This window comes from Haemophilus haemolyticus (genome assembly GCF_001008275.1).
Taxonomy (GTDB): domain Bacteria; phylum Pseudomonadota; class Gammaproteobacteria; order Enterobacterales; family Pasteurellaceae; genus Haemophilus; species Haemophilus haemolyticus_P.
Map to the genome: position 1 here is coordinate 83,713 of NZ_LCTH01000022.1, position 25,928 is coordinate 109,640.

Below are 25,928 nucleotides of genomic sequence, written 5' to 3' on the forward strand. Positions count from 1 at the left end.
TTCTCCTTAGATTGGCAAAATTAAGCCTAAACTTGCTAGCCAAATAGTGGCGGCTGGTAAGATAAATTCAATAGCTAGTAAACCAATGAGTGAAAGTATAATCGTGTAAGGTAAAGCCATATAAACCATTCTTCCGTAAGAAAGACGAATTAATGGTGCTAGAGATGAAGTCAATAAGAATAAGAATGCAGCTTGTCCATTTGGTGTTGCTACTGATGGCAAGTTTGTACCTGTATTGATTGCAACAGAGAGTAATTCAAATTGGTGCGGAGCAATTACGCCATTCGTTAATGCTGCTTTGGCTTCATTGATGTAAACCGTTGCGACGAATACGTTATCAGAGATAGAAGAAAGCAAGCCGTTAAATACATAGAATAAGGCAAGCTGTGTATTTTCTTCTGAAGACAGAACGAAGTGAATGATTGGCGCAAAAAGTTTTTGATCAATAATTACGGCAACCACTGAGAAGAATACCACGAGCAATGCAGTGAAAGGTAAGGATTCTTGGAATGCTTTACCGATAGTGTGCTCGTCAGTCACACCAGTGAATGCAGTTGCAAAAATGATGATACTTAAACCAATTAAGCCTACTGCCGCAAGATGAAACGCCAATCCAAGAATTAACCAAATTGCGATTAACGCTTGGACGCCTAATTTAATTTTGTCTTGTTTAGACATTTTCTCTGAATTAGTGCGGTCTAAATCTGACAGGATTTTCCATACGTCTTCAGGTAATTTTTCACCATAACCGAATAATTTGAATTTTTCGACTAAGAAGCAAGTGAGCAATCCGCAGATAAATACTGGAACAGTAACTGGCGCCATACGGAAGAAAAATTCGATAAAGTTCCATTTGGCTTGTTCGGCAATGATTAAGTTTTGTGGTTCACCTACCATTGTCATTACGCCACCAAGTGCGGTTCCGACGCCAGCATGCATCATCAAACTACGTAAGAATGAACGGAATTTTTCTAAGGTTTCGTGGTGTTGTGTTGCAATTTTTCCATCATCAGCAATATCAACGACATCAATTAAATTATTACCTGATGCGACTTTGTGGTAAACACCATAGAATCCCATTGCTACGCTGATAATTACGGCAACAACCGTTAATGCATCAAGGAAGGCTGATAAGAAGGCTGCGCTAAAACAGAAAGCTAAAGAAAGTGCGATTTTTGAACGAATTTTGACAAGTAGTTTCGTGAATACGTAAAGAAGCAGTTGTTTCATGAAGAAAATCCCTGCCACCATGAACATTAATAGCAATACGACTTCAAAGTTTGCCATAATTTCCGTCTTTACGTGTTCTACATTAGTCATCCCTATAATAATAGCTTCAATTGCTAATAAGCCACCAGGTTGTAACGGATAGCATTTTAATGCCATTGCTAACGTAAAAATGAATTCAGCAACGAGCAACCAACCCGCAAGAAAGGGACTGATAAAAAAGAAAATAATTGGATTAACAATGAGAAAAACGACAATGGCGAGCTTGTACCAATCTGGGCTCGCTCCAAGAAAGTTTTTCATAAAGGCTTGTGTGTTTGTCATAGAGCACTCCATTATTTTTTATTGCGCTAACATTGTAATATATCCCCCTTTAAAGGATAATAAAAAGTGAGTAATTTTTTTATAAAATTGCATTTTTTTTGATTTTTATCTGATTTTTTTAATATATGCAACATGATAATGACATTTTGAAAGCCCAAAGCCCCGCCGCTTTAGCTGAAGAATATATAGTGAAAAGCATTTGGCAAGATGTTTTCCCTGCGGGCAGCAATTTACCCTCAGAGCGTGATTTGGCTGATAAGATTGGTGTAACGCGTACAACTTTACGTGAAGTTTTACAACGTTTGGCTCGTGATGGTTGGTTGACAATTCAGCACGGTAAACCCACAAAAGTAAATAATATTTGGGACACAGCAGGGCCGAATATTATTGAAACGCTAATCGGTTTAGATATGCAGTCAGCACCCTTGATTATTGATAATATGTTGTCTTTACGCAGTAAAATGTCTGAATCTTATATTTATGAGGCAGTAAAAAATTCTCCTCAACAATCTGCCGCACTTTTTACTGAATTAGATCAATTACAAAATACGGCGCAAGGTTACACAGAATTTGATTATAAATTATTTCGTCAATTTACCGTAGTGGCTAATAAGCCCTTTTATCGTTTAATTTTTAATAGTTTGAAAGGGGTTTACCAACGAATTGGTTTTTTATTTTTTAAAGAAGAAAAACATCGAGAACTTACAAAAACATTCTATTTAGAAATGCAACAAATTTGCCTTGCCGGAAATGCTGATGCAGTGGTGGATTGTATTCGTAAACATAATTTACGTTCTTCAACTTATTGGAAAGCTATTCTAGAGCGATTGCCGCAGAACCTTTCGGATTAATTTCAACATCAAAAGTGCGGTGAAGTTTAACCGCACTTTTTCATTAATATAGATAAACATTATGCGCATACCAAGAATTTATCATCCTGAATCCCTTGAGAATCAAACTCAATGTCAGCTTTCCGAAGACGCGGCAAACCATGTAGGGCGCGTGTTAAGAATGATAGAGGGCGAGCAAATCGAGCTTTTTGATGGTTCTAATCATATTTATCCAGCCAAAATTATTGAGTCGAATAAAAAAGCGGTAAAGGTAGCAATTTTGGGGCGTGAGCTTGCGGATAAAGAATCCAATTTAAAAATTCATTTGGGACAAGTGATTTCTCGCGGAGAGCGAATGGAATTTACCATTCAAAAATCGGTGGAATTGGGTGTGAATGTGATTACGCCATTATGGTCAGAACGCTGTGGCGTAAAGCTTGATGGCGAACGCATGGATAAAAAAATTCAACAATGGCAAAAAATTGCGATTGCTGCTTGTGAACAGTGTGGCCGCAATATTGTGCCAGAGATTCGTCCACTGATGAAATTGCAAGATTGGTGTGTAGAAAATGATGGAGCGCTAAAATTGAATTTGCATCCACGCGCGCAATATTCGATTAAAACGTTACCGAATATTCCTGTTGAAGGTGTTCGCTTATTAATTGGCTCAGAAGGTGGATTATCTGCACAAGAAATTGAACAAACTGAACAGCAAGGATTTACTGAAATTTTATTAGGAAAGCGTGTTTTGCGTACTGAAACTGCATCGCTTGCGGCGATTAGTGCGCTACAAATTTGTTTTGGAGATTTAGGTGAATGATGGAGTTACAAGGGAAATTTTTGATCGCGATGCCACACTTAGACGATTATTTTAATCGTACTGTGGTGTTTATGTGTGAGCATAATGAGCAAGGCTCGATGGGGTTAGTGATTAATCAGCCAACTGATTTAAGTATTGCGGAACTTTATTCAAAACTCAATTTTATGATGAAAAATGACCGCACTTTTAGCAATGAAATGGTGGTAGCGGGTGGTCCTATGCATAGTGAAAGAGGTTTTATTCTACATAAGAATACACCTAATGAATTCCAGCATACTTATAAAATCACGGATGCTCTTTCAATGACAACCTCTGCTGATGTGATAGAGACGATAGGTTCTGAACTTGCACCAGAAAAATATCTTATCGCTCTTGGGTGCTCTAGCTGGGAGGCGGGGCAATTAGAAAAAGAAATCACTGATAATGCTTGGTTAGTCGCGACTGCGAACGATCAGATTTTATTTGATATGCCTTATGATGAGCGTTATGTTGCGGCGAATCAATTGCTTGGTATTCACCCACATAATTTTGTGTTTGCACAAGTGGGGCATAGCTAATGGGGATTACTGCACTTGCTTTTGATTTTGGTACCAAAAGTATTGGCTGTGCTGTAGGACAAAGTATTACTGGCACCGCACAAGTCTTGCCTGCTTTTAAGGCACAAGATGGTATTCCAAACTGGGATGCAATCGAAAAATGCTTGAAAGAATGGAAACCAGATGTTGTCGTAGTTGGTTTGCCTTTAAATATGGACGGAACAGAGCAAGAACTCACTTTGCGTGCTCGTAAATTTGCAAATCGTTTACAAGGGCGTTTTGCCGTTAATGTTCAGTTGCAAGATGAACGTCTAACAACAACAGAGGCGCGCAGTGAAATTTTTGACAGAGGCGGTTTTCGTGCCTTAAAAAAAAGCAAAGTAGATGGGATCTCTGCTTGTTTGATTCTAGAAAGTTGGTTTGAGGTTGCAGAATATTCGGAATAAAAAAAGCCCTTTCAAAAGCTGAAAGGGCAAAAATATTTGGAGTCATACTATGAGTTGTTGAATTAACAAATCAGGTATGTGGCGTATTATAATAATAAAATACAAAAATGCAACATTTTTTTAACAAATAATTTTTGTCATTTAATTATGTGGATTTCTTGTATTGCTATTGACTAAATTACGCATTAGTAAAGTATAGTCTAAGTTGATATCTTGTGGTACGTCTAAGAACACAAAATGCCCATCACCTAGTGCTGCATCAACCGCTTCATTTTTACGATTTATCATTTTTTCAATTTTGAAATTGATATTACCTTGAGGTGTCATCATTTCTACATCATCACCAAGTAAGAATTTATTCTTCACTGCCACTTCAGCCATACCTTGTTCGTTACGTTTACCAGTAAATTCACCGACAAACTGTTGACGATCAGAAATAGAATAACCGTATTCGTAATTTTGGTATTCATCGTGCGTATGACGACGTAAGAAACCTTCGGTATAACCACGATGTGCAAGGGACTCCAACGTATCCATTAAGCTTTCATCAAATGGTTTGCCAGCAGCTGCATCATCAATGGCTTTGCGGTAAACTTGAGCGGTTCTTGCGCAGTAATAGAAGGATTTAGTACGGCCTTCGATTTTTAAAGAATGCACACCAAGTGCGGTCAATTTTTCTACGTGTTGTACGGCACGCAGATCTTTTGAGTTCATAAAGTAGGTGCCGTGCTCATCTTCAAAAGCGGTCATTTGTTCATCTGGCTTTTGTGATTCGGTATAAAGGAATACTTTATCTGTTACCGCACCTTCGCCCAAAGTTGGCGCTACATTTTTTACTTCAATTTGTTGAGCGGGATCGATTTTAGGTACGATGTTGCCCACGTCATCCGTGGTGCCTTCTTCCATTTTGTATTCCCAACGGCAAGCATTGGTACACGTGCCTTGGTTTGGGTCGCGTTTGTTGATATAGCCAGAAAGCAAGCAACGGCCAGAATATGCCATACATAACGCACCATGTACGAAAATTTCGAGTTCGATATCGGGTACGTGTTGGCGAATTTCTGCGATCTCTTCAATGGACAATTCACGCGATAAAATCACACGAGTTAACCCCATTTGTTTCCAGAATTTTACCGTTGCCCAGTTTACGGCATTTGCTTGTACAGAAAGGTGAATATCAATATCTGGGAAGTTTTCACGTACCAACATAATTAAGCCTGGGTCAGACATAATTAAGGCATCAGGGTCCATGTCGATCACAGGTTGTAAATCTTTGATAAAGGTTTTGAGTTTGGAGTTATGCGGTGCAATGTTCACCACTACATAGAATTTTTTGCCAAGTGCATGGGCTTCATCGATCCCGATTTTTAAATTGGCATGATTAAATTCATTGTTACGCACACGTAAGCTGTAACGTGGTTGGCCTGCATAAACGGCATCTGCACCATAGGCAAAAGCATAGCGCATATTTTTGAGAGAGCCAGCAGGGGAAAGTAATTCTGGTTTGAATTGGGTTGTCATAATATTCTCTTTTGTCTGATTTCAGGTCAGGGATTTGCGCTAGGCAAATCATTAGGTGGAGTATTGTAGAGAAAATATTTGGCTTGTAAAGGAAAGTGCGGTCAAATCCTAATTAGAAATTCAGTTTATGTTGTTCTGATATAAAGATTTAACCGCTTGAAATTACTCTATATTAAATAAAATTATGGGCTCCTAAATTTTGCCCTATGACAATTGCTTGTCTTTTATTTTGATTATAAGTTGGCTGCATTATTTTCTTCCTTTAAAGCTTGCGTTGCTGATTTTATATCATTTGACTGAGTTATGGCTGTGATTACAGCAACACCATCAGCACCATATTTCCGTAAAGTTTTCACATGTTCTAGTTTTACCCCGCCAATCGCCACAAGAGGTTTGGTAATACCTTCATTTCTCAAAGTTTGAATAAATTCTATTCCTAGGGTCGGGGAAGGATTCTCTTTTGACTGGGTCGTGAAAATTGGGCCAACACCAAAATAATCAATTTCAGCTATTTCCTCACCGATTTTTGCTTCATCTAAGCGGTTAATTGACCAACCAATAATCAGTGGTTTATTAGTTTTTGCTCGAATCGTTTTTACAGGCGTATCGCTTTGTCCAACATGAATTCCATCCGCTTCAATTTCCAATGCTAAATCAACATTGTCATCAACAATAAATGGCACATTATATTGGCGGCATAAGTCTCGACACTTAATAGCTAAGGCTCGTTGTTCATCTAGTGAATTTTCTAATGAGAATTTGCCTTTATCGCGAAATTGAAAACAGGTAATGCCACCTTCTAAAGCTTGTTTAAGAACAGAAAGCAAGTTATCTGCTGGATTATCACCTAAATGTCGGCAATCTTGTGTGCCTGCTACAAAATAGAGCGGTAAAATTTCTTGAATATTTTTCATCTTTCAATCCTTAAAGGCGACTGTAAGCCCAATGATTTGTTGGTCCATGTCCATGACCAATATTCAATGGGTGAGAGATGGCTGCCGTAATAAAATCTTTAGCAGTTTTTACCGCACTTTTTAATGGCGCGCCTTTGGCTAATTCTGCTGTTAAGCAAGCTGAAAAAGTACAGCCTGTGCCGTGAGTATGTGGTGTATCGAAACGTGGGCTTTCTAAAACAAGATGCTCCCCATTTTGTAAAAGGATCCAATCTTGGCATTGCTGGCTTTGTGAATTGAGCGAATGTCCACCTTTAATAATCACATTTTTTGCGCCTTGTTTTTGCAAGTCTAACGCGGCTTGTTGAATGCTGGCTGTATCAGAAATTTTGATGCCTGTTAAAGCTTCTGCTTCGGGAATATTAGGTGTAATCACATCGGCAAGTGGCAATAAATATTTGCTTAATGCGGAAACCGCTTGTTGTTGCAATAAAGGCGTCCCACCTTTCGCAATCATCACGGGATCAACCACTAATGTGCCAAATGGACGATGACTTAAAAAATCAGCAACACATTCAATAATATCTGCTGTGCCAAGCATACCAATTTTGGCACTTACAATCTGAAAGTCATTTTTGACCGCTTCCAGTTGTGCTTGAATCGTGTTCAGTGGAATTGGGTGAATATCAAATACGCCAAGTGTGTTTTGAGCAGTGACTGCAGTAATCACTGAAGTGCCAAAAACACCCTGCATTTGAAAGGTTTTGAGATCGGCTTGAATTCCAGCTCCACCACCGCTGTCAGAACCAGCAATAGTCAATACTTGTGCGATGTTAGACATATTTCACCTCCGCATTTTGTTCTATTACATTAGGTGTTAAAGCAGACAATTCATCAAGTAAGCGAATTTGGAACTGCCCAACTTGTGTGGTTAAGTTTTTAGCCGCAATCTCTCCTGCAATGGTGTAAGCAGCACAAGCTTCGAGTGTTGCTGAAAAATGTTTACCTTCATCAACGGCTAAAAATGCTGCGCATACTGCACTTAATAAACAACCCGATGCGGTGACTTTTGGAAATAGCGGCGTACCGTTATGGATTGTGGCAGTTTGCTGACCATCACTGATAATATCGACCTCGCCACTAATTAGCACCGTACATCCATAGCGTTGTGCAACACGTTGAGCAACCTCTTGTAGATTTGTTTTTCCTTGTCCTGCATCGACGCCTTTTGCTTGCCAGTTTGCACCTGCAATTGCTGCAAGTTCACCCGCGTTACCTCGGATTAAGGTAAATTTCACTTCAGCCAATAATTGACGGATAGTTTCGCGTCGGTAGCTAGTCGCGCCTACTCCAACAGGATCAAGCACCACAGGAATACCTATTGAATTCGCTGTTTTACCCGCTAGTAACATGGCATCTCGCTCTTGACCAATGACTGTCCCGATATTGATGACTAATGCTTGGCTGATTTTTGGTAGTTCAATCATTTCTTCAATATTAGCAGACATCAACGGTGATGCACCCAAAGCAAGTAGACCATTGGCACTAAAATTTGCCGCAACAATATTGGTAATATTATGAATCAACGGATTTTGGTCACGAATTTTTGATAAATAAACTGCTTTCATTTTACCCCTCCATTTTTATGCTAAATCTAATCCCATTTGCCAAAATCCGATTTCCATTCGAGTGGCTGTGGTAAAAATCTGTTGGATATTAGCTATTTGAGAATCATTAAGTGGCTCACAAAGTGCGGTAAGAAAATCAACAGTTTCTTGTGCGGCTTGTTGATATTCTGGTGCCGAGTATGCGTCAATCCATGCTTGATAAGGATTGCTTGGTAGTTTTGGATAATTTTCTGTGATGTAGCGGGCGACTTGTGCGTAACCTAAAGCACAAGGCGTAACAGCTGCATATAGCTCTGGTAAGCCGCCCATCATTCCACAATCAAGCAGGTAACGAGTATAGGAAATACATGCCGCACTTTCTGGTGTTTGGAATATTTCCAGTTCACTTATTTCCCATTGTTGGCAGTAATCCAAATGTAATTGGATTTCTTGGCAAAGAATGTCGAGCGTTTTACGCGGCATGTCCATTTCGGCAAAATTTCTTGCCTTGAACACACCCAAAGCAAAAGCACGACTGTAATGGAAAAGATAGATGTAATCTTGTTTTAAATAGTGTTGAAAACAAGCTTTTGGCAAGGTGCCTTTTGCAAGTTGTTGCACAAATTCATGCTCAACATATTGCTTCCAATAAGGTTGCGCTTGCTGAATGAGTTGGTTGATCATCATTTTCCCTTACTGTAATTCGACAGCATAGTCTTTCAATTCAAGTGCTTTTGGAATCAAGCCTTTTTGATGCATAAATTCTGCCATTTGTTGATAACGTTTGGCATCCAATTGACGAGGTTTCGTTGCTAATAAAGGCAAGGTGTCTTTCCACGCTAATTGATTTAATTCTGTATTGAGTTCTTTTGGCTTATGGTTCACAAATGCTTGCCATGCTTCACCTGGATGGCTTTGTAGATAGGCTGTGGCTTGTTCAAGTGCGGTCAAAAAAGCGGAAATTTTTTTAGAGGCAAGATTGTTTTTGTTTGCGACTAAAATCAATTCATCATAAACCGGCACACCATATTGTTCTGGGAAAAATGCCACGCCTTCTTGTTTTTCTAAGTGGATTTGATTGAGTTCGAAATTACGAAATGCCCCGATGACCGCATCGACTTGCCCTGTTAAAAGAGAAGGAGAAAGCGACCAATTCACATTCACCAATTTTACGTCTTGGTTGCTGAGTCCGATGGCGTGGAGCATGGTATCGAGTAATACATCCTCAAAGCCACTGACGGAATAGCCTACTTTTTTCCCTTTCAGATCGGCAAGCGTTTTGATCTTGCTATTTTTGAGTACTACTACGCTATTTAATGGGCTGGAAATCAGAGAGCCTACACGCACTAAAGGCAATCCTTCTGCGACTTGTTGATAAAGTTGAGGTTGATAATTAATGGCTAAATCCACTTTTCCTGCTGCAACTAATTTAGGCGGTAATGATGGATCGGCTGGTTCGATAATTTCGACGTCTAAGTTATTTTTTTCAAAAAAGCCTTTTTGTTGCGCCACAATGATTGCGGCGTGATCAGGGTTCACATACCAATCAAGCATTAAGCTAATTTTCTCTTTTGCCAAGCTGGTAAAACTGGCGGTGAGTCCAATTAAAATACTGAAATAACGGATGATTTTCTTCATTTTTGTCTCCTTTTGTCATGAAGTGTTAAACGTGCCAAATAAAACGGCGTAGTAGCCAATCAATGCTGAAATATAAACAAAGTGAAATTGCCACTAAGATCAGCAATGCGGCAAACATTAAATCTACCTGCATACGAGCGTTGGCATGGATCATTAAATAGCCAAGCCCTTCTGATGAACCTACCCATTCTCCGATTACAGCGCCAATTAGGGCGACTGAAACGGCAATACGAAAGCCTGATGCAAATGCAGGCAATGCAGCAGGTAATCGCACTTTGAGTAATAAACGCAAAGGGGAAGGATTGAACGTTTTGGCGAGATCAATCCAAGCTTTAGGCGTGTTGCGCAAGCCATCGTAACAAGCTGCAGTTACAGGGAAATAGATAATGAGAATAGCCATAACAATTTTTGATGGCATTCCATAACCTAGCCAAAGTACTAGTATCGGGGCGATAGCAAAAACAGGAATCGCTTGAGAAATCACTAAAACCGGTAACAGTAAGGACGATGTTTTAGGTGAAAAAGAGAGTAACAGGGCTGATGACAATCCAAAAAGAAAACCTAGTAACAGCCCTAAGCCAATTTCAATTAAGGTGATTAGTGTATGTTGCCAAAGTAGTTCTGAATGAGAAGTTAATTGCCGCCATACAGCTTGTGGAGAAGGAAATATGTAATGGGGAAAATCACCGAATACACCAATAATTTGCCAAAGACACAGCAATATAATTCCAATAAAGGGCGGTTTAAGAAGGCTAAGTTTCATCTTTTTCCCTCTAATAACTCGTTCAATAATTGCTGTTGAAGCATCCACAAATTTTCTTGGTTAAGTTCTCGCGGTGCGTTACCTTCAGGTTTTATGACATCGGATAATGCTGATTGATTAGGCTGCGGTGAACGTAATACAAAAATACGTTGGCTTAAGCGTAATGCTTCTTGAGGATCATGGGTAACTAATAACACTGATTTATCTTTTAATAGTTCATAGGTCAAGTTTTGTAATTGGTAACGACTAATCGCATCAAGGGCAGAGAATGGTTCATCAAGTAAAATTAAATCAGCGTTTTGCATTAATACTCGAGCGAGAGCCACTCTTTGTTTTTGCCCTCCAGATAATTGAGCACAGTTTTTATGCAGATGTTCTGACATGCCTACTTGTTCAAGTAGTGCTTTTGCTTGAAGAGTTGTTTTTGCAGATTTATTCCCAAATAGTACGTTTTCTAATTGGACGTTATCAACAATTGAAAGCCAAGGATAAAGGGTATCTTTTTGTGGAAGCCAAGCCACTCGAATATTTGGATGAGAGATAATATTGCCTTGAACTTTTCCCTGTGTATCAAGCCCTGCAATTAATCTCAAAAGCGTTGATTTACCTACACCAGAGCAGCCAAGTAAACTGACCCATTCATTCGGTAAAAGGGTTAAATCAAGGTGTTCAAATAGTACTTGCTCTCCAAAAGCAAGACTAAGATCCTGAATATGCATCATCGCATTAACCTAAGGATTAATGACTAAAGGTAACGACAGAAAAGGAATGAAAATAGGTATGAAGAATGAGAAAATATTTTGGCATATTAGTTTCCTACGTCAGTGCTAACTGTTTCAGGTTCACGGGTATCATCTCAGCCATCTTGTGGCACCCCGACTAAAAGTAGGAAAAATTCTATACTGCAATGAAAAATAAAACAAGGCTGAATTTTATTGGCTTTGATTTATGATTTTTTAGAAAAACTAAATTTATAAAAAATGCCTTTCCGATTTTATACTTCGGAAAGGCATTGAAATTGAATGCGGCTTTATCCATTTTAGATATTTACACTATTTCTAAATAATACCGTGGAAATTAACCGCACTTTTTTATCTAAATGATTATTTTACGCGAGATACGTATTCGCCAGAACGAGTATCTACTTTGATTACTTCACCGATTTGAACGAAAAGAGGTACTTTTACTACTGCGCCAGTGCTTAATGTTGCTGGTTTACCGCCAGTACCTGCTGTATCGCCTTTAAGACCTGGGTCTGTATCGACGATTTCTAATTCAACAAAGTTTGGTGGAGTAACAGTAATTGGCGCACCATTCCATAAAGTCACGATACAATCTGCTTGGTCTAATAACCATTTTTCTGCATCACCTACAGCTTTTGCATCAGCAGAGTATTGTTCAAATGTTTCTGGGTGCATGAAGTACCAGAATGCATCGTCTTTGTATGAATAAGTTAAGTTAAGATCCATAACATCAGCAGCTTCAACCGAAGTACCAGATTTGAAGTTTACGTCTAATACTTTGCCTGAAATTAATTTACGAATACGAGTACGGGTGAAAGCTTGACCTTTACCCGGTTTTACGAATTCATTTTCAACGATTACGCAAGGTTCACCGTCTTGCATAAATTTTAGACCTGGTTTGAAATCACTGGTAGTATATGTAGCCATATTTTTAATATCCTAAAAATTAGAGATGGTTTGAAAAGTGCGTATTTTAACCCAAGAACCCGTCATTAGAGAAGAACAAAATTGGCTCACAATTCTAAAAAATGCGATTTCAGATCCTAAATTATTGCTAAAAGCCTTAAATTTACCAGAAGATGATTTTGAGCAATCTATTGCTGCGCGGAAACTTTTTTCGCTTCGCGTACCACAACCTTTCATTGATAAAATAGAAAAAGGTAATCCGCAAGATCCTCTTTTCTTGCAAGTGATGTGTTCTGATCTAGAGTTTGTACAAGCCGAAGGATTTAGTACGGATCCCTTAGAAGAAAAAAATACCAATGCCGTGCCAAATATTCTTCATAAATATCAAAACCGCTTGCTCTTTATGGCGAAGGGCGGTTGTGCGGTGAATTGTCGTTATTGCTTCCGCCGACATTTTCCTTACGACGAAAACCCAGGGAATAAAAAAAGCTGGCAACTAGCATTAGATTACATTGCGGTGCATCCTGAAATTGAAGAAGTGATTTTTTCAGGAGGCGATCCTTTAATGGCGAAAGATCATGAATTAGCGTGGTTAATAAAACATTTGGAAAACATACCGCACTTACAACGTTTGCGTATTCACACCCGTTTGCCTGTTGTAATTCCGCAACGGATTACTGATGAGTTCTGTACTTTATTAGCAGAAACTCGTTTGCAAACAGTTATGGTGACACACATTAATCACCCAAATGAAATTGATCAAATTTTTGCTAATGCGATGCAAAAATTAAAAGCCGTGAATGTCACGCTTTTGAATCAATCCGTTTTGCTAAAAAGCGTGAATGATGACGCACAAATTCTAAAAATATTGAGTGATAAACTTTTCCAAACCGGAATTTTGCCTTATTACTTGCATTTGCTAGATAAAGTGCAAGGGGCGAGCCATTTTTTGATTAGCGATATCGAGGCTATGCAAATTTATAAAACCTTGCAATCTCTTACATCTGGCTATCTTGTTCCCAAACTCGCACGAGAAATTGCCGGCGAACCAAATAAGACTTTATACGCGGAATAAGATCCGATAAAATATCGGCTAATTTTTTCGCCGCACTTCCGCGGCTAATTAACATGAATAACAACAAGTATCAGGAGTAATCCAGTGGATTCTATGAATAAAAATCAAAATGAACAATCATCTCAAGATGAATTAGATTTAGGTCTTAATCAAGTTGAGCCAATTACACCAAAGAAAGTGGTGCAACCTAGCGAGTCAATTTTTGATAAAGCAAAAGGTTTATTTGCTAAAAAAGATCATGTAGAAACAAATTTTCATGAGCGTAAAGAACCCACTTTTGGCCATACTCCAGCTCAAGAAAGCGCGCCTTTTATTTCTAGCGAAACATTGAGAACAGAACAAGAGCCAGTTATTCAGACTGTATCTTCAGAAGAGACAATATCTGCTGTTGAAGAAGAAATTAAAACTGAAACGATTGCCACAGAAACTGTTGAGCAAGCGGAAAAACGTACTTTAAGTCAACCAGAAAAATGGAAAGTGTTGCAAGTATTACCAGCAAAACATCGCCGTTTATTTATGGCTATTTTGGCGTTGGTCATTTTATTAATTATTTTCTTTGCATTAAAACCAAGTTCTGACACCGTTGAGTCTTTCACTCAATCTAACAGCAATGAAATCCCAGTGCAGTTCCAATCTTTAGATCAAAATCAACCAGTTGAAACCACGATTTTAGATAATCCTCCTGCACAAAATCAGATGGCTGCAGAGCAAGCTAACCAACCTGAAAATGCGCCAAAAGCAGATGAATCGGCTAATAGTGCGACTGCTCAAAATCAACCTGCAGAAAACATGGCTGCTCCACAAAACATGGCTCAAGCTCCAGCTCAAACCTCCAATACAATGGATTCAGCTTCAGCTAAACCTATGCAAGCAGCTCAACCTGAGCAATCACAAACTCAAGCTCAACAAGCTCAAGCGGAACAGCCAAAAGCGCCAACTGTTGTAGCTCCAGTTCAACCAGTGAAAAAAGTAGTAGAACAACAAGTTGCACATAAAGATGTCGCGAAGAAAGAAGTGAAGGTTGCTGAAAAAGCACATGTACCAGCAAAAGCAACTGAACAAACCGTCGCTAAAACAGCAGGAAAAGCACCAATTGTTGAAGCCAAACCGATTCAAGTTAAAAAAGAAACTAAAGTTCAAATTGTTGATGCAAAACCTGCAACGAAAGCAGCACCAACTGCATCGGCGAAAACATTAACTGTGCCTAAAGGCGTTTCTCTTATGCAAGTATTCCGTGACAATCAACTTAATATTTCGGATGTTAATGCAATGAGTAAAGCAGCGGGCGCTGGAAATGTTTTAAGTAGCTTTAAACCAGGTGATAAAGTTGCAGTATCCGTAAATAGCCAAGGGCGAGTAAATGAAATGCGTTTATCTAACGGTGCGCGATTTGTTCGTCAGCCTGATGGTTCTTATGAATATAAAAAATAATTTTTAGGGCGAGCAATCGCCCATTTTTCTTTTGCAAGTAGGATTTTATGTTTAAAAAAACGTTTCTAATTTTAACCGCACTTTGCCTAGTAGGTTGTGCTCAAAGTGGTTTACCAAAGAAGCCAGAGCCGCAAAAGATGCAGGTGGAAAAAGTAGATAAGGCTTTGCAAAAAGGTGAGGCTAAGGTTTATTTGTGTAAAGATGACAAGCAAGTTCGTATTGTTCATTCCACTCAAAAAAAACGTAAAAAATCATTGCATCACATTACGGTGACCTTTAATTCTATGTCAGAAAAATTGACATTAATGATTTCTGAGCGCGGTAAAAATTACGGCAATATTCGTTGGACGTGGCAAGAGCGCGAGGATTTCAGTGTGCTAAAAACTAATTTAGGTGAAATTTTAGCGGAACAATGTGTATTACAACCCGTAGAGCGTTTATCCGGTAATTAATTGTGCAAACCGAACTCCAACGAGGCTTTATTCTTCATCGTCGCCCTTATAGTGAAACGAGTCTTTTAGTCGATTTGTTTACTGAAGAAAGTGGTCGTTTAACCGTGATCGCCAAGGGCGCACGAGCAAAGCGTTCATCTTGGAAGTCGGTTTTGCAACCTTTCACACCTTTATTGTTGCGTTGGACGGGAAAAAGCTCATTGAAAACCCTCACTAAAGCTGAACCCGCCGCAATTACACTTCCTTTACAACAAACCGCACTTTATAGCGGTTTTTATGTGAATGAGTTATTGACTCGAGTCATTGAGCCTGAAACGCCGAATCCTTCGCTGTTTCAACATTATTTAAAATGCTTAACAGGCTTGGCAACTGAAACCAACGTTGAGCCAACTTTGCGTCTTTTTGAATTTCAACTTTTACAAATTCTCGGTTACGGCGTGGATTTTCTTCATTGTGCGGGTTCTGGCGAGCCAATCGATTTCTCAATGACATATCGTTATCGTGAGGAAAAAGGTTTCATCGCATCCTTAGTGAAAGATAATCTCACTTTTTACGGAAGAGACTTGTTAGCCTTTGAAGCCCTCGATTTTTCTGATAATGCGGTACGTCAAGCAGCAAAACGTTTTACGCGTATTGCACTGAAACCTTATCTTGGTGATAAACCCTTAAAAAGCCGAGAATTATTCACTCAAAATATTTTACTTTTAAAATAATGGTTCTTCTTTATACCCCAAAGCAAAAAACAAAAAATGTTCAAACCATTACGGCTGATATTCTTGATTTAGATTATCAAGGTTTAGGCGTAGCGAAAATTAATGGTAAAACTTGGTTTATTGAAAATGCGCTTCCGCACGAAAAAGTGGAATGTCGGATTCTGGAAGATAAACGCCAATATGGGCATGCTACGGCAAAAAAATGTCGAGTAAAAAGCCCTGAACGTTTAGAACCTAAATGTGCTCATTTTATGCGTTGTGGTGGTTGCCAAGGGCAACATATTCCTATTGAAATGCAGAGGAAAGCGAAAGAATCTGCATTGTTTAAACGATTAAGCAAATTACAGTCAGAACCGATTTCATTCCAACCTATGATTTGTGGCGATGCTTGGGCATATCGCCGTCGTGTGCGTTTGAGTTTATGGTTTAATCCAAACACAAAACAAATCGAAATGGGCTTTCGTCAGAAAAATGCCAATGATTTAATACCCGTTCAATCTTGCGAAGTGGCAGAACCTGCAATTAATTATTTACTGCCTAAATTAACCGCACTTTTAGAACAATTCTCTGCACCGAAACAGCTTGGACATATTGAACTTGTGGCTGCCGATAATGGCATCACAATGTTGTTACGTTACACGAAAAACCTTGCGGAAATTGACCGCACTTTATTGCTTAAATTTGCTGAACAAGAAAAGTTAATGTTGTTTTTACAAAGTGATGAAGGCATTGAACAAATCCATGGCGATTCACCTTATTATCAATTTTCTGATGGCATAAAATTACATTTTGATATTCGTGATTTTATCCAAGTAAATCGTGCATTAAATGAACGCATGGTCAATACAGCATTGGATTGGCTTGAATTGAGCCAACAGGATTGTGTGTTAGATTTATTTTGCGGCATGGGAAATTTTACGCTTCCTCTCGCCAAACGCGTGAAAAGTGCGGTAGGAATTGAAGGCGTTTTTGAAATGGTCCAAAAAGCGGCGCAAAATGCCGCAAGAAACCAAATCAAGAATATTGAATTTTTCCAAGCCGATCTTGACCAATCCTTTGTTGAACAACCTTGGGCACGTCAGTCGTTCAATAAAATTTTGCTTGATCCTCCACGCAGTGGTGCAGCGTTCGCGTTAAATGCGTTATGCGAGCTGAAAGCTGAGAAAATTTTATATGTGTCTTGTAATCCTGCAACATTAGTGCGTGATGCGGAAATTTTACGCGATTTTGGCTACAAGATTGAAAAAAGTGCGGTGATAGATATGTTCCCTCATACTGGGCATTTGGAATCGATAACGTTGTTTGGAAAATAACGTAGAGTGGGCTTTCTAATCCACCGAAATATCATTGATTTCAATGGTAGGTAGGAAGTCCCCTAAGTTCCCATCCTTTGCTATTAATTTCTTCTGTCTGCTGAATTAATTTGCTTGCTGAAACACTTCAATCCATTCGCTAATTTAAAAATTGTTGTTAAAGACAGTTGTTACTGAGCAAGCTCTAATTTACTCACATAAATACGTTAAATATCCGCTTCAAATTCAAGTTGTTCTTGCGTTAAACTCTGCTCTTTTCTGAGCTTGCGGATGGCTTTACCAAAAGAAAAAAATAACGTTGCCCCAAATTGCTCACTTAATTCAATTCCTACTATTGTAGGAATTTCACCAGGACGCTAGACTTTAACCTACATATAACTATATTAATTTAAGGGGCTGACGTAGATTAGTCCCTAAATTATTATTCAATAATCTATTGGTCTCTAACCAGCAATCATCCAAAGTCCACCTAACATATCAAGAATTAGGTTATTTAAGAACAATAAGATAAATACAACGACCATAGGGGAAAAATCAATCATGCCTAATGTTGGTAAGAATCGACGGATAGGTCTTAAAAGTGGTTCTGAAAGTTGATAAAACGCATAAATCACAGGGCTATTGCCACGATTAAACCAACTTAAAACAGCCCCAATAAAAAGGACATAAAAAATGGCTAAACCGATGCTTTTCAATACAGTTAACACACCCAATACTAAGAGTACATTTACTGATAAACCAAAATAAATAATACCTTTCAACATACCGATAATAAATACTAGCAGTAAAGCAGAAGTATCGATATTTTTCACAGTAGGCGCAATTTTACGCAGAGGTTTTAATACTGGATCAGTCATTTTTACTGCAAATGTTGAAACAGGATTGTAATAATCCACTTGAGCAAACTGTAACCAAGCCCGTAAGATTAAGACAAGTGCGTAAAGATTAATAATTGACCCGATAAATAATGCGGTTTGAGATAATTCCATCATAACCATCCTTTTCTTTTAAAATAAATATATGGCGTCAGTGCGGCTGCGATCATTAATCCAATTGCCATTGGATAACCATATTTAAAATGTAATTCAGGCATAAAATCAAAGTTCATACCATAAGTGGATGCAACTAATGTTGCAGGAAGGAACATCACAGAAACAACGGAGAAGAATTTCATAATTTTGTTCTGTTCAATATTGATGTAACCCATTGCAGCTTGCATTAAAAAGTTTACTTTTTGGAACAAGGATTCATTATGCGGCTGTAAAGATTCAATATCTCGTAAGATTTCTCGTGCTTGTTCTAACTGGTTTGTTGGTAAGCGCGTTTTGCGAACCAAGAAACCTAGCGCGCGTTGAGTATCCATCAAGCACAAACGAACTTTTGAGCTAGTATCCTCTTGTTCCGTGAGTGTATTTAATGCTTCATCAAAGGCTTCATCTTGTTTTCCATTTAAAATAACACGACTTAATTCTTCCAAATCTGCATAAACATTTTCAATCACATCCGCTAATTGCTCAATTTTCGTTTCAAATAAATCCAGTAAAACTTCATAGGAATTACATTCTAACAAACGCTGGCTACGTGAACGCATACGATATAAACGAAATGCTGGTAGCTCGCGATCACGCAACGTAAATAAACGACCATCACGAATAGTAAAAGCGACGCTCGCTAAATCAGCATAATTGTCTTCATCTTCACAATAAAAAAATGAGTGAAGGTGTAAACCATCTTCATCTTCAAAGAAACGGGCGGAAGCTTCGATATCTTCCAATTCTAGAAAAGATGCTAAGCTCTGGCCTAAGCCTTCTTGTAGCATTTCACGCTCTTCGCCTGTCGGCTCAAGTAAATCAAGCCAAATGGCAGTATTGAGATCAGTTTGGTCTTCGTCAATACGAACCAAGCGGGAATCATTGATAGCAAACGCGTTGATCATTTCATACTCCTTATAGGATTATGAACAGCTAACAGTGAACAAATTAAAGAAGAAACGAAAGTGCGGTGAAAAATCGCAAAGTTTTCGTTAAGAGATGCCGAAACAACGGTAAATTTACCGGCGAACGCGCGCCGATAATAAAAGGCGGGCGTCTAGAGCGATATTCGGTATCGACTATGACTGTCCAAAGTGTGTGTCCTTCTCGTTAAAAAATCGGGCGAATGTTACGCTTGAAAGCGGTGTTCGTCAAGTTTTATCAAAAAACTATGACAACATTTCGCCCTTATTTGAAAACTAATCTCTGAAGTGATTAAATTGGAATGGTTGGACTAATTCAGCGCCTTTCACTAATTTAGCGATTTTCTTCGCCATTTCCATTCCTTGATTGAATTTGATTTATTGAGTGTAACGTTTACCACAATTTATGCTTGTTATTACACTTTCAGCTTAGCATAAAATGCTACACCAACTCACTCAGGCAAATTTATTGAAATGCAGGTATATACAAATGAACCTGGTAATAGTACAGAAGCGACGAGAAAGGTTTTCACAACAGTGGCTAATAAATATCTAACAACGGCCTTAGATCCTGAAATTTTGGGTTTATCAAGAAATGGTAAAGAATATATTGGTTTTGTGAACAGTTATCTTTCTCAATATTTATCTGATGATCCGAAACTGGTTATCCTGCCAAATTCAACTAATGGGGAAGAGGTGGTAATAAATAAGCTTAATGCTGCTTTAATGAAATTAACATCAGTTAATGCTTTTATTAAGGAGAATCCTGATATTGCTGATCGTATTAATATAGAGCATCTGTTAAATAATGAAAATTTGCGTAGTCAATTAAAAGAAGGGTTGGTTGCGCAAATTCAATATAGTCGAAATGAGACACCGACTGAAGATTATTTAAATTCAGTTATCGATAATTTATTGACTGGCAAGTTTAAATCTACGATCGAATTCTATAAGCAAGAATATGAGTTTTATGAAGAGTATAAGATCGGAAATGTAAATATAAATAAAGAAAATGTTCAGGATAAAGAAAAAACTGCTGAATTGGCAAATAGTGATGATTTTAAAAATATTAGTGCAACAATATAAAAAAGGCGGGATATCCCGCCTTTACTATTTATAATAGTTTGGGTTGTCAGTCACGAATCTTAAAATTGCTGATGAATCTAAAAATCTAGCTTTGGCTTCTAGCGACTTTTTAGCCTGCTCTGTTTTTAATTCATTATATACTGATAAATAATAATCAGTAGTAATTTGCGCAATCTCGCGAAATAAGGTTACATACTCTTTGTCATATATATTTTTAAACGCTGTGTTTCTATATACATCAATAAATTTATTAAACATATCATCATAATAGTGAACTGCTGATGATGGTTTTTTATTTTTTTCTTTGATAACCGCATCAATTTTCTTATAATAGGCGATGATATTTCTGAATTTTTGTTTATCTTCCTCAAGTAAACGACGATCTTCTTCGGTATTCACTTGTGGTTTCTTCACACGGAAAGTATCTTCGTCAGTTGTGGTTAAAATAGGATCTTTCCAATAATAGACATCTTCCGCCATAGTGATATTCGCTGTCGCTAATGTTAAAACTGCAACGATGGCCATTAAAATTCTTTTCATTGTAACCTCTAAGTAAGTTTAGTTAAGTTGATGTTCTCAATATCATGTTTTGAGAACATCGAGACCAATAAAATAATTATATCGTGTTATAAAAAACAAAGTAGATTATACCTAGATTTTTTAATCTCTGAAGTTATTAAATTGGAATGGTTGGCCTAATTCAGCGCCTTTCACCAATTGAATAACGGCTTGTAAATCATCACGTGATTTACCAGTTACGCGCACTTGTTCACCTTGAATTTGAGTTTGAACTTTGATTTTAGAATCTTTTACTAATTTAGTAATTTTCTTCGCCATCTCTGTTTCAATACCCTGTTTAAGTTTGATTTCTTTACTGTAAAGTTTACCGTGGTGTTCGCTTTCTGCTGGAATATCTAAAGAACTGTGCTCAATACCACGTTTAATACAAGATCCAATTAAAATCTCAATTAATTGTTCAAGTTGGAAATCAGATTCAGTGGTGATTTTAATCGTTTCATTTTTTTCATTTAATTCAATTACCGCTTCTACACCACGAAAATCATAACGCGTGCTAAGCACTCGGTTTGCATTTTCCACTGCATTACGGACTTCGTGTAAAGTAATTTCAGAAACAATATCAAAAGATGGCATAGTCTTCTCCCATTTTATTAAATTCGATCATTGGCACTTAACAGGCATAAAAGTGCGGTTAAGTCGGCGAAGTTTACCACAATTTGCGCTTGTTGTTGCACTTTAGGTTTAGCGTGGAACGCAACACCTAGCCCTGCCACTTTCATCATTGCCAAGTCATTCGCACCGTCGCCGATAGCAATAGAATGTTGGGAATCAATACCGTATTCCTCTAACAAACGTTGTAATGTTTTAGCTTTATATTGGGCATCAACCACATCGCCTTTAACTAAGCCAGTGAGTTTTCCATCTTCAATATCAAATTGATTTGATGCAGCAAAATCAAGCTGTAATAACGCTTTCAAATAATCCGCAAAATAAGTAAATCCACCTGAAGCAATTGCGGTTTTCCAACCATATTTCTGTAAGGTTTGGATCGTTTCAACTAATCCAGGCATTAGCGGTAAATTCTCTCTAACTTGCTGCAAAATGCTTTCTGGCGCACCTTTTAAGGTAGCAACTCGACGACGCAAACTTTGCTCGAAATCTAATTCACCTCTCATTGCACTTTCAGTAATCGCAGAAACAAGTTCACCGACTCCCGCTAATTTCGCAATTTCATCAATACACTCAATTTGAATAGCGGTAGAATCCATATCCATCACCAACAATCCAGCTTGAGACAATTTAGGGCTAAAATCTAATTTAGCAATATCCACTTCAATATCATGAGCAAAGTTAACGAAATCAACAAACCACTGACCTTTCAATAAAACGACAATATTTTGCTCTACCATCCAAACATCAAAAATCTGAAAATTTTGACCGCACTTTTGTTGAAATTTTTCCAACGTAATCATGTCCAACTTTGTGCCGTATAAGATAAAAGGTTCCCCATCCTGTATAGGCTCCTTATTAGCTAAAAGTGCGGCAGGAAATTGTGGGTATTTTTGTGTAATACTTTTGAAACGTTGAATTTGCATAAAAATCCTGTAAATTGTGGCGACTGAAAAGATTTTAACCGATGTGAGTTGAAAAAGTGCAAATAATTAAAGAAAAACTAATCAAATCAACTATGCTTGCAACGATTATTGTGCTAAGCCTAACTGCACTTGGCGTTATCTTATTTGGTGTAAAACAATTTAAACTGAGTTCACAATTTGCTAGCATAAACCAAGTGACGAACATCTCACATATTTTGGTTCGTCAACAAGCCAATTTATTTTCAGTTTTACTCACAAATAATGCCAAAACAGAGCAATTAACAGACAATCTTGATCAAATAGTCAAAGAAGACTTTATTTTAGATGCTAGCTTATACGATGGTGAAGGAAAATTACTGGCTCAAAGTCGCGAGACTCGCAATTCACCCGATGCAAACAATCAACAAATTGTAGAGCCACTTTACGCCCAAAGCGGCATTAAAGGATTTTTACGCGTCACTATTGATACGCAATATACGCAATCTAACCAATCAAAAATTAATCAAATTTTTCACCAATTATATGGTGAGCTTATTATTGTCTTTTTACTTGGCGCGGTAATGGCAAGCTCTATTCATTATTTTTTAAGTCACTATCGACGGACTTATCGCAAACCCAAAGAGAAAAAAAGTTCGGTAAATTTGAAAGTAAAATCGAGTAGCACGCGTTTTCACCAGCGTCGCCGTAGAATTTGATTATTGTCACAAACTATTAAATTGAGTGCGGATTTTTGCTAAATTTCCTTCAGAAATAAGGTAGAATGCGCAAGATTATTTTTTAAAGCGAATTATAACAGGAGAACAAAATGGCAACTCGTAGACAATTAGCCAATGCAATTCGTTTCTTATCAATGGATGCTGTGCAAAAAGCTAAATCTGGTCACCCTGGCGCACCAATGGGGATGGCGGATATTGCAGAAGTATTATGGCGTGACTTTTTAAAACACAATCCGACCAATCCTAAATGGGCTGATCGCGATCGTTTTGTACTTTCTAACGGCCATGGTTCTATGTTGATTTATAGTCTTTTACATTTAACTGGCTATGATCTTTCTATCGACGATTTAAAACAATTCCGTCAATTACATTCTAAAACCCCAGGTCACCCAGAATATGGTTATGCGCCCGGTGTTGAAACCACGACAGGTCCATTAGGTCAAGGTATCACTAATGCAGTAGGGATGGCGATTGCAGAGAAAACCTTAGCGGGACAATTTAACCGTGAAGGTCATGAAATAGTTGATCACCACACTTACGTGTTCTTAGGCGATGGCTGTCTAATGGAAGGGATTTCTCACGAAGCCTGCTCTTTAGCGGGAACCTTAGGTCTTGGCAAATTAATCGCATTCTACGATGACAACAATATTTCGATTGATGGTCATGTAGATGGTTGGTTCAGCGATGATACCGCAGCACGCTTTGAAGCTTATGGCTGGCAAGTAATCCGTAATGTGGATGGCCACGATGCAGAACAAATTCGTCAGGCTATTGTACTTGCACAATCAGAAAAAGAAAAACCAACTTTAATTATTTGTAAAACCATCATCGGTTTCGGTTCACCAAATAAATCAGCATCACATGATTGTCACGGTGCACCATTAGGCGATGAAGAAATCGCATTAACTCGTAAAGCGCTTGACTGGGAATATGCTCCATTTGAAATTCCAGCTGAATACTATGCTGAATGGTCTGCAAAAGAGAAAGGCGCTGCAGCAGAAAAATCTTGGGAAGAAAAATTTGCTGCTTATGCAAAAGCATATCCTGAACTTGCAGCAGAATTTACACGTCGTGTAAACGGTGAATTACCAGCAAACTGGGCGGCTGAATCCAAAGCGTTCATTGAAAAATTACAAGCAAATCCAGCGAGTATTGCAAGCCGTAAAGCATCACAAAATGCAATCGAAGCGTATGCTCATGTGTTACCTGAATTCTTAGGTGGTTCTGCAGACTTAGCAAGCTCTAACTTAACGTTATGGAGTGGTTCTAAACCTATTCGTGCGCATGAAAACGTAGGCGGTAATTACATCAACTACGGTGTGCGTGAATTCGGTATGTCAGCGATTATGAATGGTATTGCTTTACATGGCGGTTTCATTCCTTACGGCGCAACCTTCTTAATGTTCTACGAATATGCACACAACGCAGTACGTATGGCTTCATTAATGAAACAACGCTCATTATTCGTTTATACTCACGACTCTATCGGTTTAGGTGAAGATGGTCCAACTCACCAACCGGTCGAGCAAACAGCATCACTACGCTTAATTCCAAATCTTGAAACATGGCGTCCATGTGATCAAGTGGAATCAGCTATTGCATGGCAACAAGCGGTTGAGCGTCAAGATGGCCCAAGTGCGTTGATCTTTACTCGTCAAAACTTAGCACAAATGGACCGCACTTCTGCACAATTAGATGCGGTTAAACGTGGTGCTTATGTGTTAAAAGACTGTGATGGCACACCTGATTTAATCTTCATCGCGACAGGTTCCGAAGTGGAATTAGCAGTAAAAGCAGCGGATGTATTAACCGCTGAAGGTAAAAAAGTGCGCGTTGTCTCTATGCCAAGCACTAACCGTTTTGATAAACAAGACCAAGCATACCGCGAAAGCGTATTACCTGTAGCGGTAACCAAACGTGTTGCGATTGAAGCGGGTATTTCTGACTTCTGGTATAAATACGTTGGTTTCAACGGCCGTGTTGTCGGTATGAATAGTTTCGGTGAGTCTGCACCAGCGGATCAATTATTCAAACTCTTTGGTTTCACTGTTGAAAACGTGGTAGCGAAAGCGAAAGAAATTCTTTAAAATGGAAGCTCCTTGATAACTCAAGGAGCTTTTTTATCACTTTATATTATAAGGATTCTGTAATGAAAAAACTCTATCCAATCTTATTATCTGTCAGCGTTTTAGCTTTATCTGGTTGTGCAACCGAGGGTTCTCGTACTGTTGAAGTTCAAAAAGTAACGAGCTATAACACCGCGTATAACGGTGTGAAAGCCCCTATTTCTGTGGGTAAATTTGATAATCGTTCAAGCTATAACAATGGCGTATTCTCTGACGGCGTAGATCAATTAGGTAATCAAGCCAAAACCATTTTAGTGTCTCACTTACAACAATCAGGTCGTTTTAGTGTGTTGGATCGCACCAATATGTCAGAATCGGCGACAGAAGCAAAAATCAAAGGTCAAAAACAAAAATTAAAAGGCGCGAATTATGTGGTGACTGGCGATGTGACTGAATTTGGTCGTAAAACAGTAGGCGATCAGCAATTATTTGGTATTTTAGGTCGCGGCAAACAACAAGTGGCTTATGCAAAAGTAACATTGAATGTGGTGAATACTCAAACTTCAGAAGTGGTTTATTCTGTTCAAGGTGCTGGTGAATATAATCTTTCAAACCGTGAAGTGTTAGGTTTTGGTGGCACCGCAGGTTATGATTCAACTCTTAATGGTAAAGTATTAGATTTAGCCATTCGTGAAGCCGTAAATAACCTTGTTTCTGGTGTTGAATCAGGTCAATGGAAGCCTTCAAATTAAGG

At 38.4% G+C, this 25,928-nt stretch carries 28 protein-coding genes and 1 riboswitch; of the genes, 13 read left to right on the forward strand and 15 right to left on the reverse strand.

The annotated features are described in order from the left end of the window. Positions 1 to 6 precede the first annotated feature (6 nt). A complete protein-coding gene (nhaB, locus tag AAX15_RS03235) occupies positions 7 to 1,551 on the reverse strand; it encodes a Na(+)/H(+) antiporter NhaB (protein ID WP_046939118.1) in 1,545 nt (514 codons plus the stop codon). A gap of 125 nt (positions 1,552 to 1,676) precedes the next feature. On the opposite strand from nhaB, the gene fadR reads away from it, so the two are divergent. From fadR to ruvX, 4 genes are all read left to right on the forward strand, one after another. Beyond that, positions 1,677 to 2,402, forward strand: a complete 726-nt coding sequence (fadR, locus tag AAX15_RS03240; protein ID WP_046939119.1) for a fatty acid metabolism transcriptional regulator FadR — start codon at positions 1,677 to 1,679, stop codon at positions 2,400 to 2,402. 61 nt (positions 2,403 to 2,463) lie between these two features. Then, positions 2,464 to 3,201 carry a 16S rRNA (uracil(1498)-N(3))-methyltransferase gene (rsmE, locus tag AAX15_RS03245; RefSeq protein WP_046939120.1) on the forward strand — a complete coding sequence of 246 codons (738 nt, stop codon included), beginning with the start codon at positions 2,464 to 2,466 and terminating at the stop codon, positions 3,199 to 3,201. Then, positions 3,198 to 3,758, forward strand: a complete 561-nt coding sequence (locus AAX15_RS03250) for a YqgE/AlgH family protein (RefSeq protein ID WP_046939121.1) — start codon at positions 3,198 to 3,200, stop codon at positions 3,756 to 3,758. Before rsmE ends, AAX15_RS03250 begins: the two co-directional genes overlap by 4 nt. Then, the gene (gene ruvX / locus AAX15_RS03255) at positions 3,758 to 4,183 is read left to right on the forward strand and encodes a Holliday junction resolvase RuvX (protein WP_046939122.1); all 426 of its coding nucleotides are present in this window, start codon (positions 3,758 to 3,760) and stop codon (positions 4,181 to 4,183) included. The genes AAX15_RS03250 and ruvX overlap by 1 nt, the downstream gene beginning before the upstream one ends. 141 nt (positions 4,184 to 4,324) lie before the next feature. On the opposite strand, the gene trhP is transcribed toward ruvX, so the two are convergent. The 9 genes from trhP to efp form a co-directional block, all read right to left on the reverse strand. Then, positions 4,325 to 5,704, reverse strand: a complete 1,380-nt coding sequence (trhP, locus tag AAX15_RS03260) for a prephenate-dependent tRNA uridine(34) hydroxylase TrhP (RefSeq protein ID WP_046939123.1) — start codon at positions 5,702 to 5,704, stop codon at positions 4,325 to 4,327. A gap of 233 nt (positions 5,705 to 5,937) precedes the next feature. Continuing rightward, entirely contained in the window at positions 5,938 to 6,618 is a 681-nt protein-coding gene (thiE, locus tag AAX15_RS03265) for a thiamine phosphate synthase (protein WP_046939124.1), read from the reverse strand. Positions 6,619 to 6,628: 10 nt separating this feature from the next. Further along, positions 6,629 to 7,438, reverse strand: coding sequence for a bifunctional hydroxymethylpyrimidine kinase/phosphomethylpyrimidine kinase (gene thiD, locus AAX15_RS03270; RefSeq protein ID WP_046939125.1), 810 nt, complete (start codon positions 7,436 to 7,438; stop codon positions 6,629 to 6,631). Then, positions 7,431 to 8,225, reverse strand: a complete 795-nt coding sequence (gene thiM, locus AAX15_RS03275) for a hydroxyethylthiazole kinase (protein ID WP_046939126.1) — start codon at positions 8,223 to 8,225, stop codon at positions 7,431 to 7,433. Before thiM ends, thiD begins: the two co-directional genes overlap by 8 nt. Before the next feature lie 15 nt (positions 8,226 to 8,240). Next, entirely contained in the window at positions 8,241 to 8,888 is a 648-nt protein-coding gene (gene tenA / locus AAX15_RS03280; protein ID WP_046939127.1) for a thiaminase II, read from the reverse strand. A 9-nt stretch (positions 8,889 to 8,897) separates the two neighbouring features. After that, entirely contained in the window at positions 8,898 to 9,842 is a 945-nt protein-coding gene (locus AAX15_RS03285) for an ABC transporter substrate-binding protein (RefSeq protein WP_046939128.1), read from the reverse strand. A 25-nt stretch (positions 9,843 to 9,867) separates the two neighbouring features. Beyond that, on the reverse strand, positions 9,868 to 10,605 hold the full coding sequence (locus AAX15_RS03290; RefSeq protein ID WP_046939129.1) for an ABC transporter permease: 738 nt from the start codon (positions 10,603 to 10,605) through the stop codon (positions 9,868 to 9,870). Further along, positions 10,602 to 11,327, reverse strand: a complete 726-nt coding sequence (locus tag AAX15_RS03295; protein ID WP_046939130.1) for an ABC transporter ATP-binding protein — start codon at positions 11,325 to 11,327, stop codon at positions 10,602 to 10,604. The genes AAX15_RS03290 and AAX15_RS03295 overlap by 4 nt, the downstream gene beginning before the upstream one ends. A 74-nt stretch (positions 11,328 to 11,401) precedes the next feature. Further along, positions 11,402 to 11,493: riboswitch (TPP riboswitch) on the reverse strand. Positions 11,494 to 11,708: 215 nt separating this feature from the next. Then, positions 11,709 to 12,275, reverse strand: a complete 567-nt coding sequence (efp, locus tag AAX15_RS03300) for an elongation factor P (protein WP_005635150.1) — start codon at positions 12,273 to 12,275, stop codon at positions 11,709 to 11,711. A 37-nt stretch (positions 12,276 to 12,312) separates the two neighbouring features. Here efp and epmB point away from each other — a divergent pair, with 37 nt between their 5' ends. The 5 genes from epmB (at position 12,313) to rlmD (ending at position 17,238) form a co-directional block, all read left to right on the forward strand. Next, positions 12,313 to 13,329: an EF-P beta-lysylation protein EpmB gene (gene epmB, locus AAX15_RS03305; protein WP_046939131.1), complete on the forward strand. Its 1,017-nt coding sequence runs from the start codon at positions 12,313 to 12,315 to the stop codon at positions 13,327 to 13,329. A gap of 84 nt (positions 13,330 to 13,413) precedes the next feature. Next, positions 13,414 to 14,760, forward strand: a complete 1,347-nt coding sequence (oapA, locus tag AAX15_RS03310) for an opacity-associated protein OapA (protein ID WP_046939132.1) — start codon at positions 13,414 to 13,416, stop codon at positions 14,758 to 14,760. A gap of 47 nt (positions 14,761 to 14,807) precedes the next feature. Further along, positions 14,808 to 15,212 carry a hypothetical protein gene (locus AAX15_RS03315; protein WP_046939133.1) on the forward strand — a complete coding sequence of 135 codons (405 nt, stop codon included), beginning with the start codon at positions 14,808 to 14,810 and terminating at the stop codon, positions 15,210 to 15,212. A 2-nt stretch (positions 15,213 to 15,214) separates the two neighbouring features. After that, a complete protein-coding gene (gene recO, locus AAX15_RS03320; RefSeq protein ID WP_046939134.1) occupies positions 15,215 to 15,925 on the forward strand; it encodes a DNA repair protein RecO in 711 nt (236 codons plus the stop codon). After that, entirely contained in the window at positions 15,925 to 17,238 is a 1,314-nt protein-coding gene (rlmD, locus tag AAX15_RS03325; protein WP_046939135.1) for a 23S rRNA (uracil(1939)-C(5))-methyltransferase RlmD, read from the forward strand. The genes recO and rlmD overlap by 1 nt, the downstream gene beginning before the upstream one ends. A gap of 443 nt (positions 17,239 to 17,681) precedes the next feature. Here rlmD and AAX15_RS03330 read toward each other — a convergent pair whose 3' ends face one another. Both AAX15_RS03330 and corA read right to left on the reverse strand, forming a co-directional pair. Next, positions 17,682 to 18,227, reverse strand: coding sequence for a YggT family protein (locus tag AAX15_RS03330; RefSeq protein WP_046939136.1), 546 nt, complete (start codon positions 18,225 to 18,227; stop codon positions 17,682 to 17,684). Further along, positions 18,227 to 19,174 (reverse strand): magnesium/cobalt transporter CorA, encoded by a 948-nt coding sequence (corA, locus tag AAX15_RS03335; RefSeq protein WP_005641340.1) that lies wholly within the window; start codon positions 19,172 to 19,174, stop codon positions 18,227 to 18,229. The genes AAX15_RS03330 and corA overlap by 1 nt, the downstream gene beginning before the upstream one ends. Before the next feature lie 492 nt (positions 19,175 to 19,666). Here corA and AAX15_RS03340 point away from each other — a divergent pair, with 492 nt between their 5' ends. Next, positions 19,667 to 20,278, forward strand: a complete 612-nt coding sequence (locus tag AAX15_RS03340) for a hypothetical protein (RefSeq protein WP_046939137.1) — start codon at positions 19,667 to 19,669, stop codon at positions 20,276 to 20,278. Positions 20,279 to 20,302: 24 nt separating this feature from the next. Here the strand turns inward: AAX15_RS03340 and AAX15_RS03345 are convergent, their stop codons facing one another. The 3 genes from AAX15_RS03345 to serB all read right to left on the reverse strand — a co-directional run bounded on the left by AAX15_RS03345 (position 20,303) and on the right by serB (position 22,392). Further along, positions 20,303 to 20,803: a hypothetical protein gene (locus AAX15_RS03345; RefSeq protein WP_046939138.1), complete on the reverse strand. Its 501-nt coding sequence runs from the start codon at positions 20,801 to 20,803 to the stop codon at positions 20,303 to 20,305. 135 nt (positions 20,804 to 20,938) lie between these two features. Then, the gene (locus AAX15_RS03350; protein WP_005629625.1) at positions 20,939 to 21,430 is read right to left on the reverse strand and encodes a YajQ family cyclic di-GMP-binding protein; all 492 of its coding nucleotides are present in this window, start codon (positions 21,428 to 21,430) and stop codon (positions 20,939 to 20,941) included. Between the two features lie 17 nt (positions 21,431 to 21,447). Further along, the gene (gene serB, locus AAX15_RS03355; RefSeq protein WP_046939139.1) at positions 21,448 to 22,392 is read right to left on the reverse strand and encodes a phosphoserine phosphatase; all 945 of its coding nucleotides are present in this window, start codon (positions 22,390 to 22,392) and stop codon (positions 21,448 to 21,450) included. A 56-nt stretch (positions 22,393 to 22,448) separates the two neighbouring features. On the opposite strand from serB, the gene AAX15_RS03360 reads away from it, so the two are divergent. The 3 genes from AAX15_RS03360 to AAX15_RS03370 all read left to right on the forward strand — a co-directional run bounded on the left by AAX15_RS03360 (position 22,449) and on the right by AAX15_RS03370 (position 25,926). Then, the gene (locus AAX15_RS03360; protein ID WP_046939140.1) at positions 22,449 to 23,087 is read left to right on the forward strand and encodes a YtjB family periplasmic protein; all 639 of its coding nucleotides are present in this window, start codon (positions 22,449 to 22,451) and stop codon (positions 23,085 to 23,087) included. Between the two features lie 110 nt (positions 23,088 to 23,197). Then, complete coding sequence (gene tkt, locus AAX15_RS03365) at positions 23,198 to 25,195, forward strand: transketolase (protein ID WP_046939141.1); 1,998 nt, start codon at positions 23,198 to 23,200, stop codon at positions 25,193 to 25,195. A 62-nt stretch (positions 25,196 to 25,257) separates the two neighbouring features. Next, the gene (locus AAX15_RS03370; protein ID WP_046939142.1) at positions 25,258 to 25,926 is read left to right on the forward strand and encodes a CsgG/HfaB family protein; all 669 of its coding nucleotides are present in this window, start codon (positions 25,258 to 25,260) and stop codon (positions 25,924 to 25,926) included. The last annotated feature ends 2 nt before the right edge of the window (positions 25,927 to 25,928 follow it).

Coding starts and splice junctions, on each gene's coding strand:
- thiM (WP_046939126.1), bottom strand. CDS start 8,225: ATGAAAGCAGTTTATTTATCAAAAATTCGTGACCAAAATCCGTTGATT.
- AAX15_RS03315 (WP_046939133.1), top strand. CDS start 14,808: ATGTTTAAAAAAACGTTTCTAATTTTAACCGCACTTTGCCTAGTAGGT.
- tenA (WP_046939127.1), bottom strand. CDS start 8,888: ATGATCAACCAACTCATTCAGCAAGCGCAACCTTATTGGAAGCAATAT.
- efp (WP_005635150.1), bottom strand. CDS start 12,275: ATGGCTACATATACTACCAGTGATTTCAAACCAGGTCTAAAATTTATG.
- AAX15_RS03340 (WP_046939137.1), top strand. CDS start 19,667: ATGCAGGTATATACAAATGAACCTGGTAATAGTACAGAAGCGACGAGA.
- AAX15_RS03290 (WP_046939129.1), bottom strand. CDS start 10,605: ATGAAACTTAGCCTTCTTAAACCGCCCTTTATTGGAATTATATTGCTG.
- AAX15_RS03330 (WP_046939136.1), bottom strand. CDS start 18,227: ATGGAATTATCTCAAACCGCATTATTTATCGGGTCAATTATTAATCTT.
- corA (WP_005641340.1), bottom strand. CDS start 19,174: ATGATCAACGCGTTTGCTATCAATGATTCCCGCTTGGTTCGTATTGAC.
- thiE (WP_046939124.1), bottom strand. CDS start 6,618: ATGAAAAATATTCAAGAAATTTTACCGCTCTATTTTGTAGCAGGCACA.
- ruvX (WP_046939122.1), top strand. CDS start 3,758: ATGGGGATTACTGCACTTGCTTTTGATTTTGGTACCAAAAGTATTGGC.
- serB (WP_046939139.1), bottom strand. CDS start 22,392: ATGCAAATTCAACGTTTCAAAAGTATTACACAAAAATACCCACAATTT.
- rlmD (WP_046939135.1), top strand. CDS start 15,925: ATGGTTCTTCTTTATACCCCAAAGCAAAAAACAAAAAATGTTCAAACC.
- AAX15_RS03250 (WP_046939121.1), top strand. CDS start 3,198: ATGATGGAGTTACAAGGGAAATTTTTGATCGCGATGCCACACTTAGAC.
- AAX15_RS03295 (WP_046939130.1), bottom strand. CDS start 11,327: ATGATGCATATTCAGGATCTTAGTCTTGCTTTTGGAGAGCAAGTACTA.
- AAX15_RS03370 (WP_046939142.1), top strand. CDS start 25,258: ATGAAAAAACTCTATCCAATCTTATTATCTGTCAGCGTTTTAGCTTTA.
- trhP (WP_046939123.1), bottom strand. CDS start 5,704: ATGACAACCCAATTCAAACCAGAATTACTTTCCCCTGCTGGCTCTCTC.
- thiD (WP_046939125.1), bottom strand. CDS start 7,438: ATGTCTAACATCGCACAAGTATTGACTATTGCTGGTTCTGACAGCGGT.
- fadR (WP_046939119.1), top strand. CDS start 1,677: ATGCAACATGATAATGACATTTTGAAAGCCCAAAGCCCCGCCGCTTTA.
- nhaB (WP_046939118.1), bottom strand. CDS start 1,551: ATGACAAACACACAAGCCTTTATGAAAAACTTTCTTGGAGCGAGCCCA.
- AAX15_RS03285 (WP_046939128.1), bottom strand. CDS start 9,842: ATGAAGAAAATCATCCGTTATTTCAGTATTTTAATTGGACTCACCGCC.
- rsmE (WP_046939120.1), top strand. CDS start 2,464: ATGCGCATACCAAGAATTTATCATCCTGAATCCCTTGAGAATCAAACT.
- AAX15_RS03350 (WP_005629625.1), bottom strand. CDS start 21,430: ATGCCATCTTTTGATATTGTTTCTGAAATTACTTTACACGAAGTCCGT.
- AAX15_RS03345 (WP_046939138.1), bottom strand. CDS start 20,803: ATGGCCATCGTTGCAGTTTTAACATTAGCGACAGCGAATATCACTATG.
- tkt (WP_046939141.1), top strand. CDS start 23,198: ATGGCAACTCGTAGACAATTAGCCAATGCAATTCGTTTCTTATCAATG.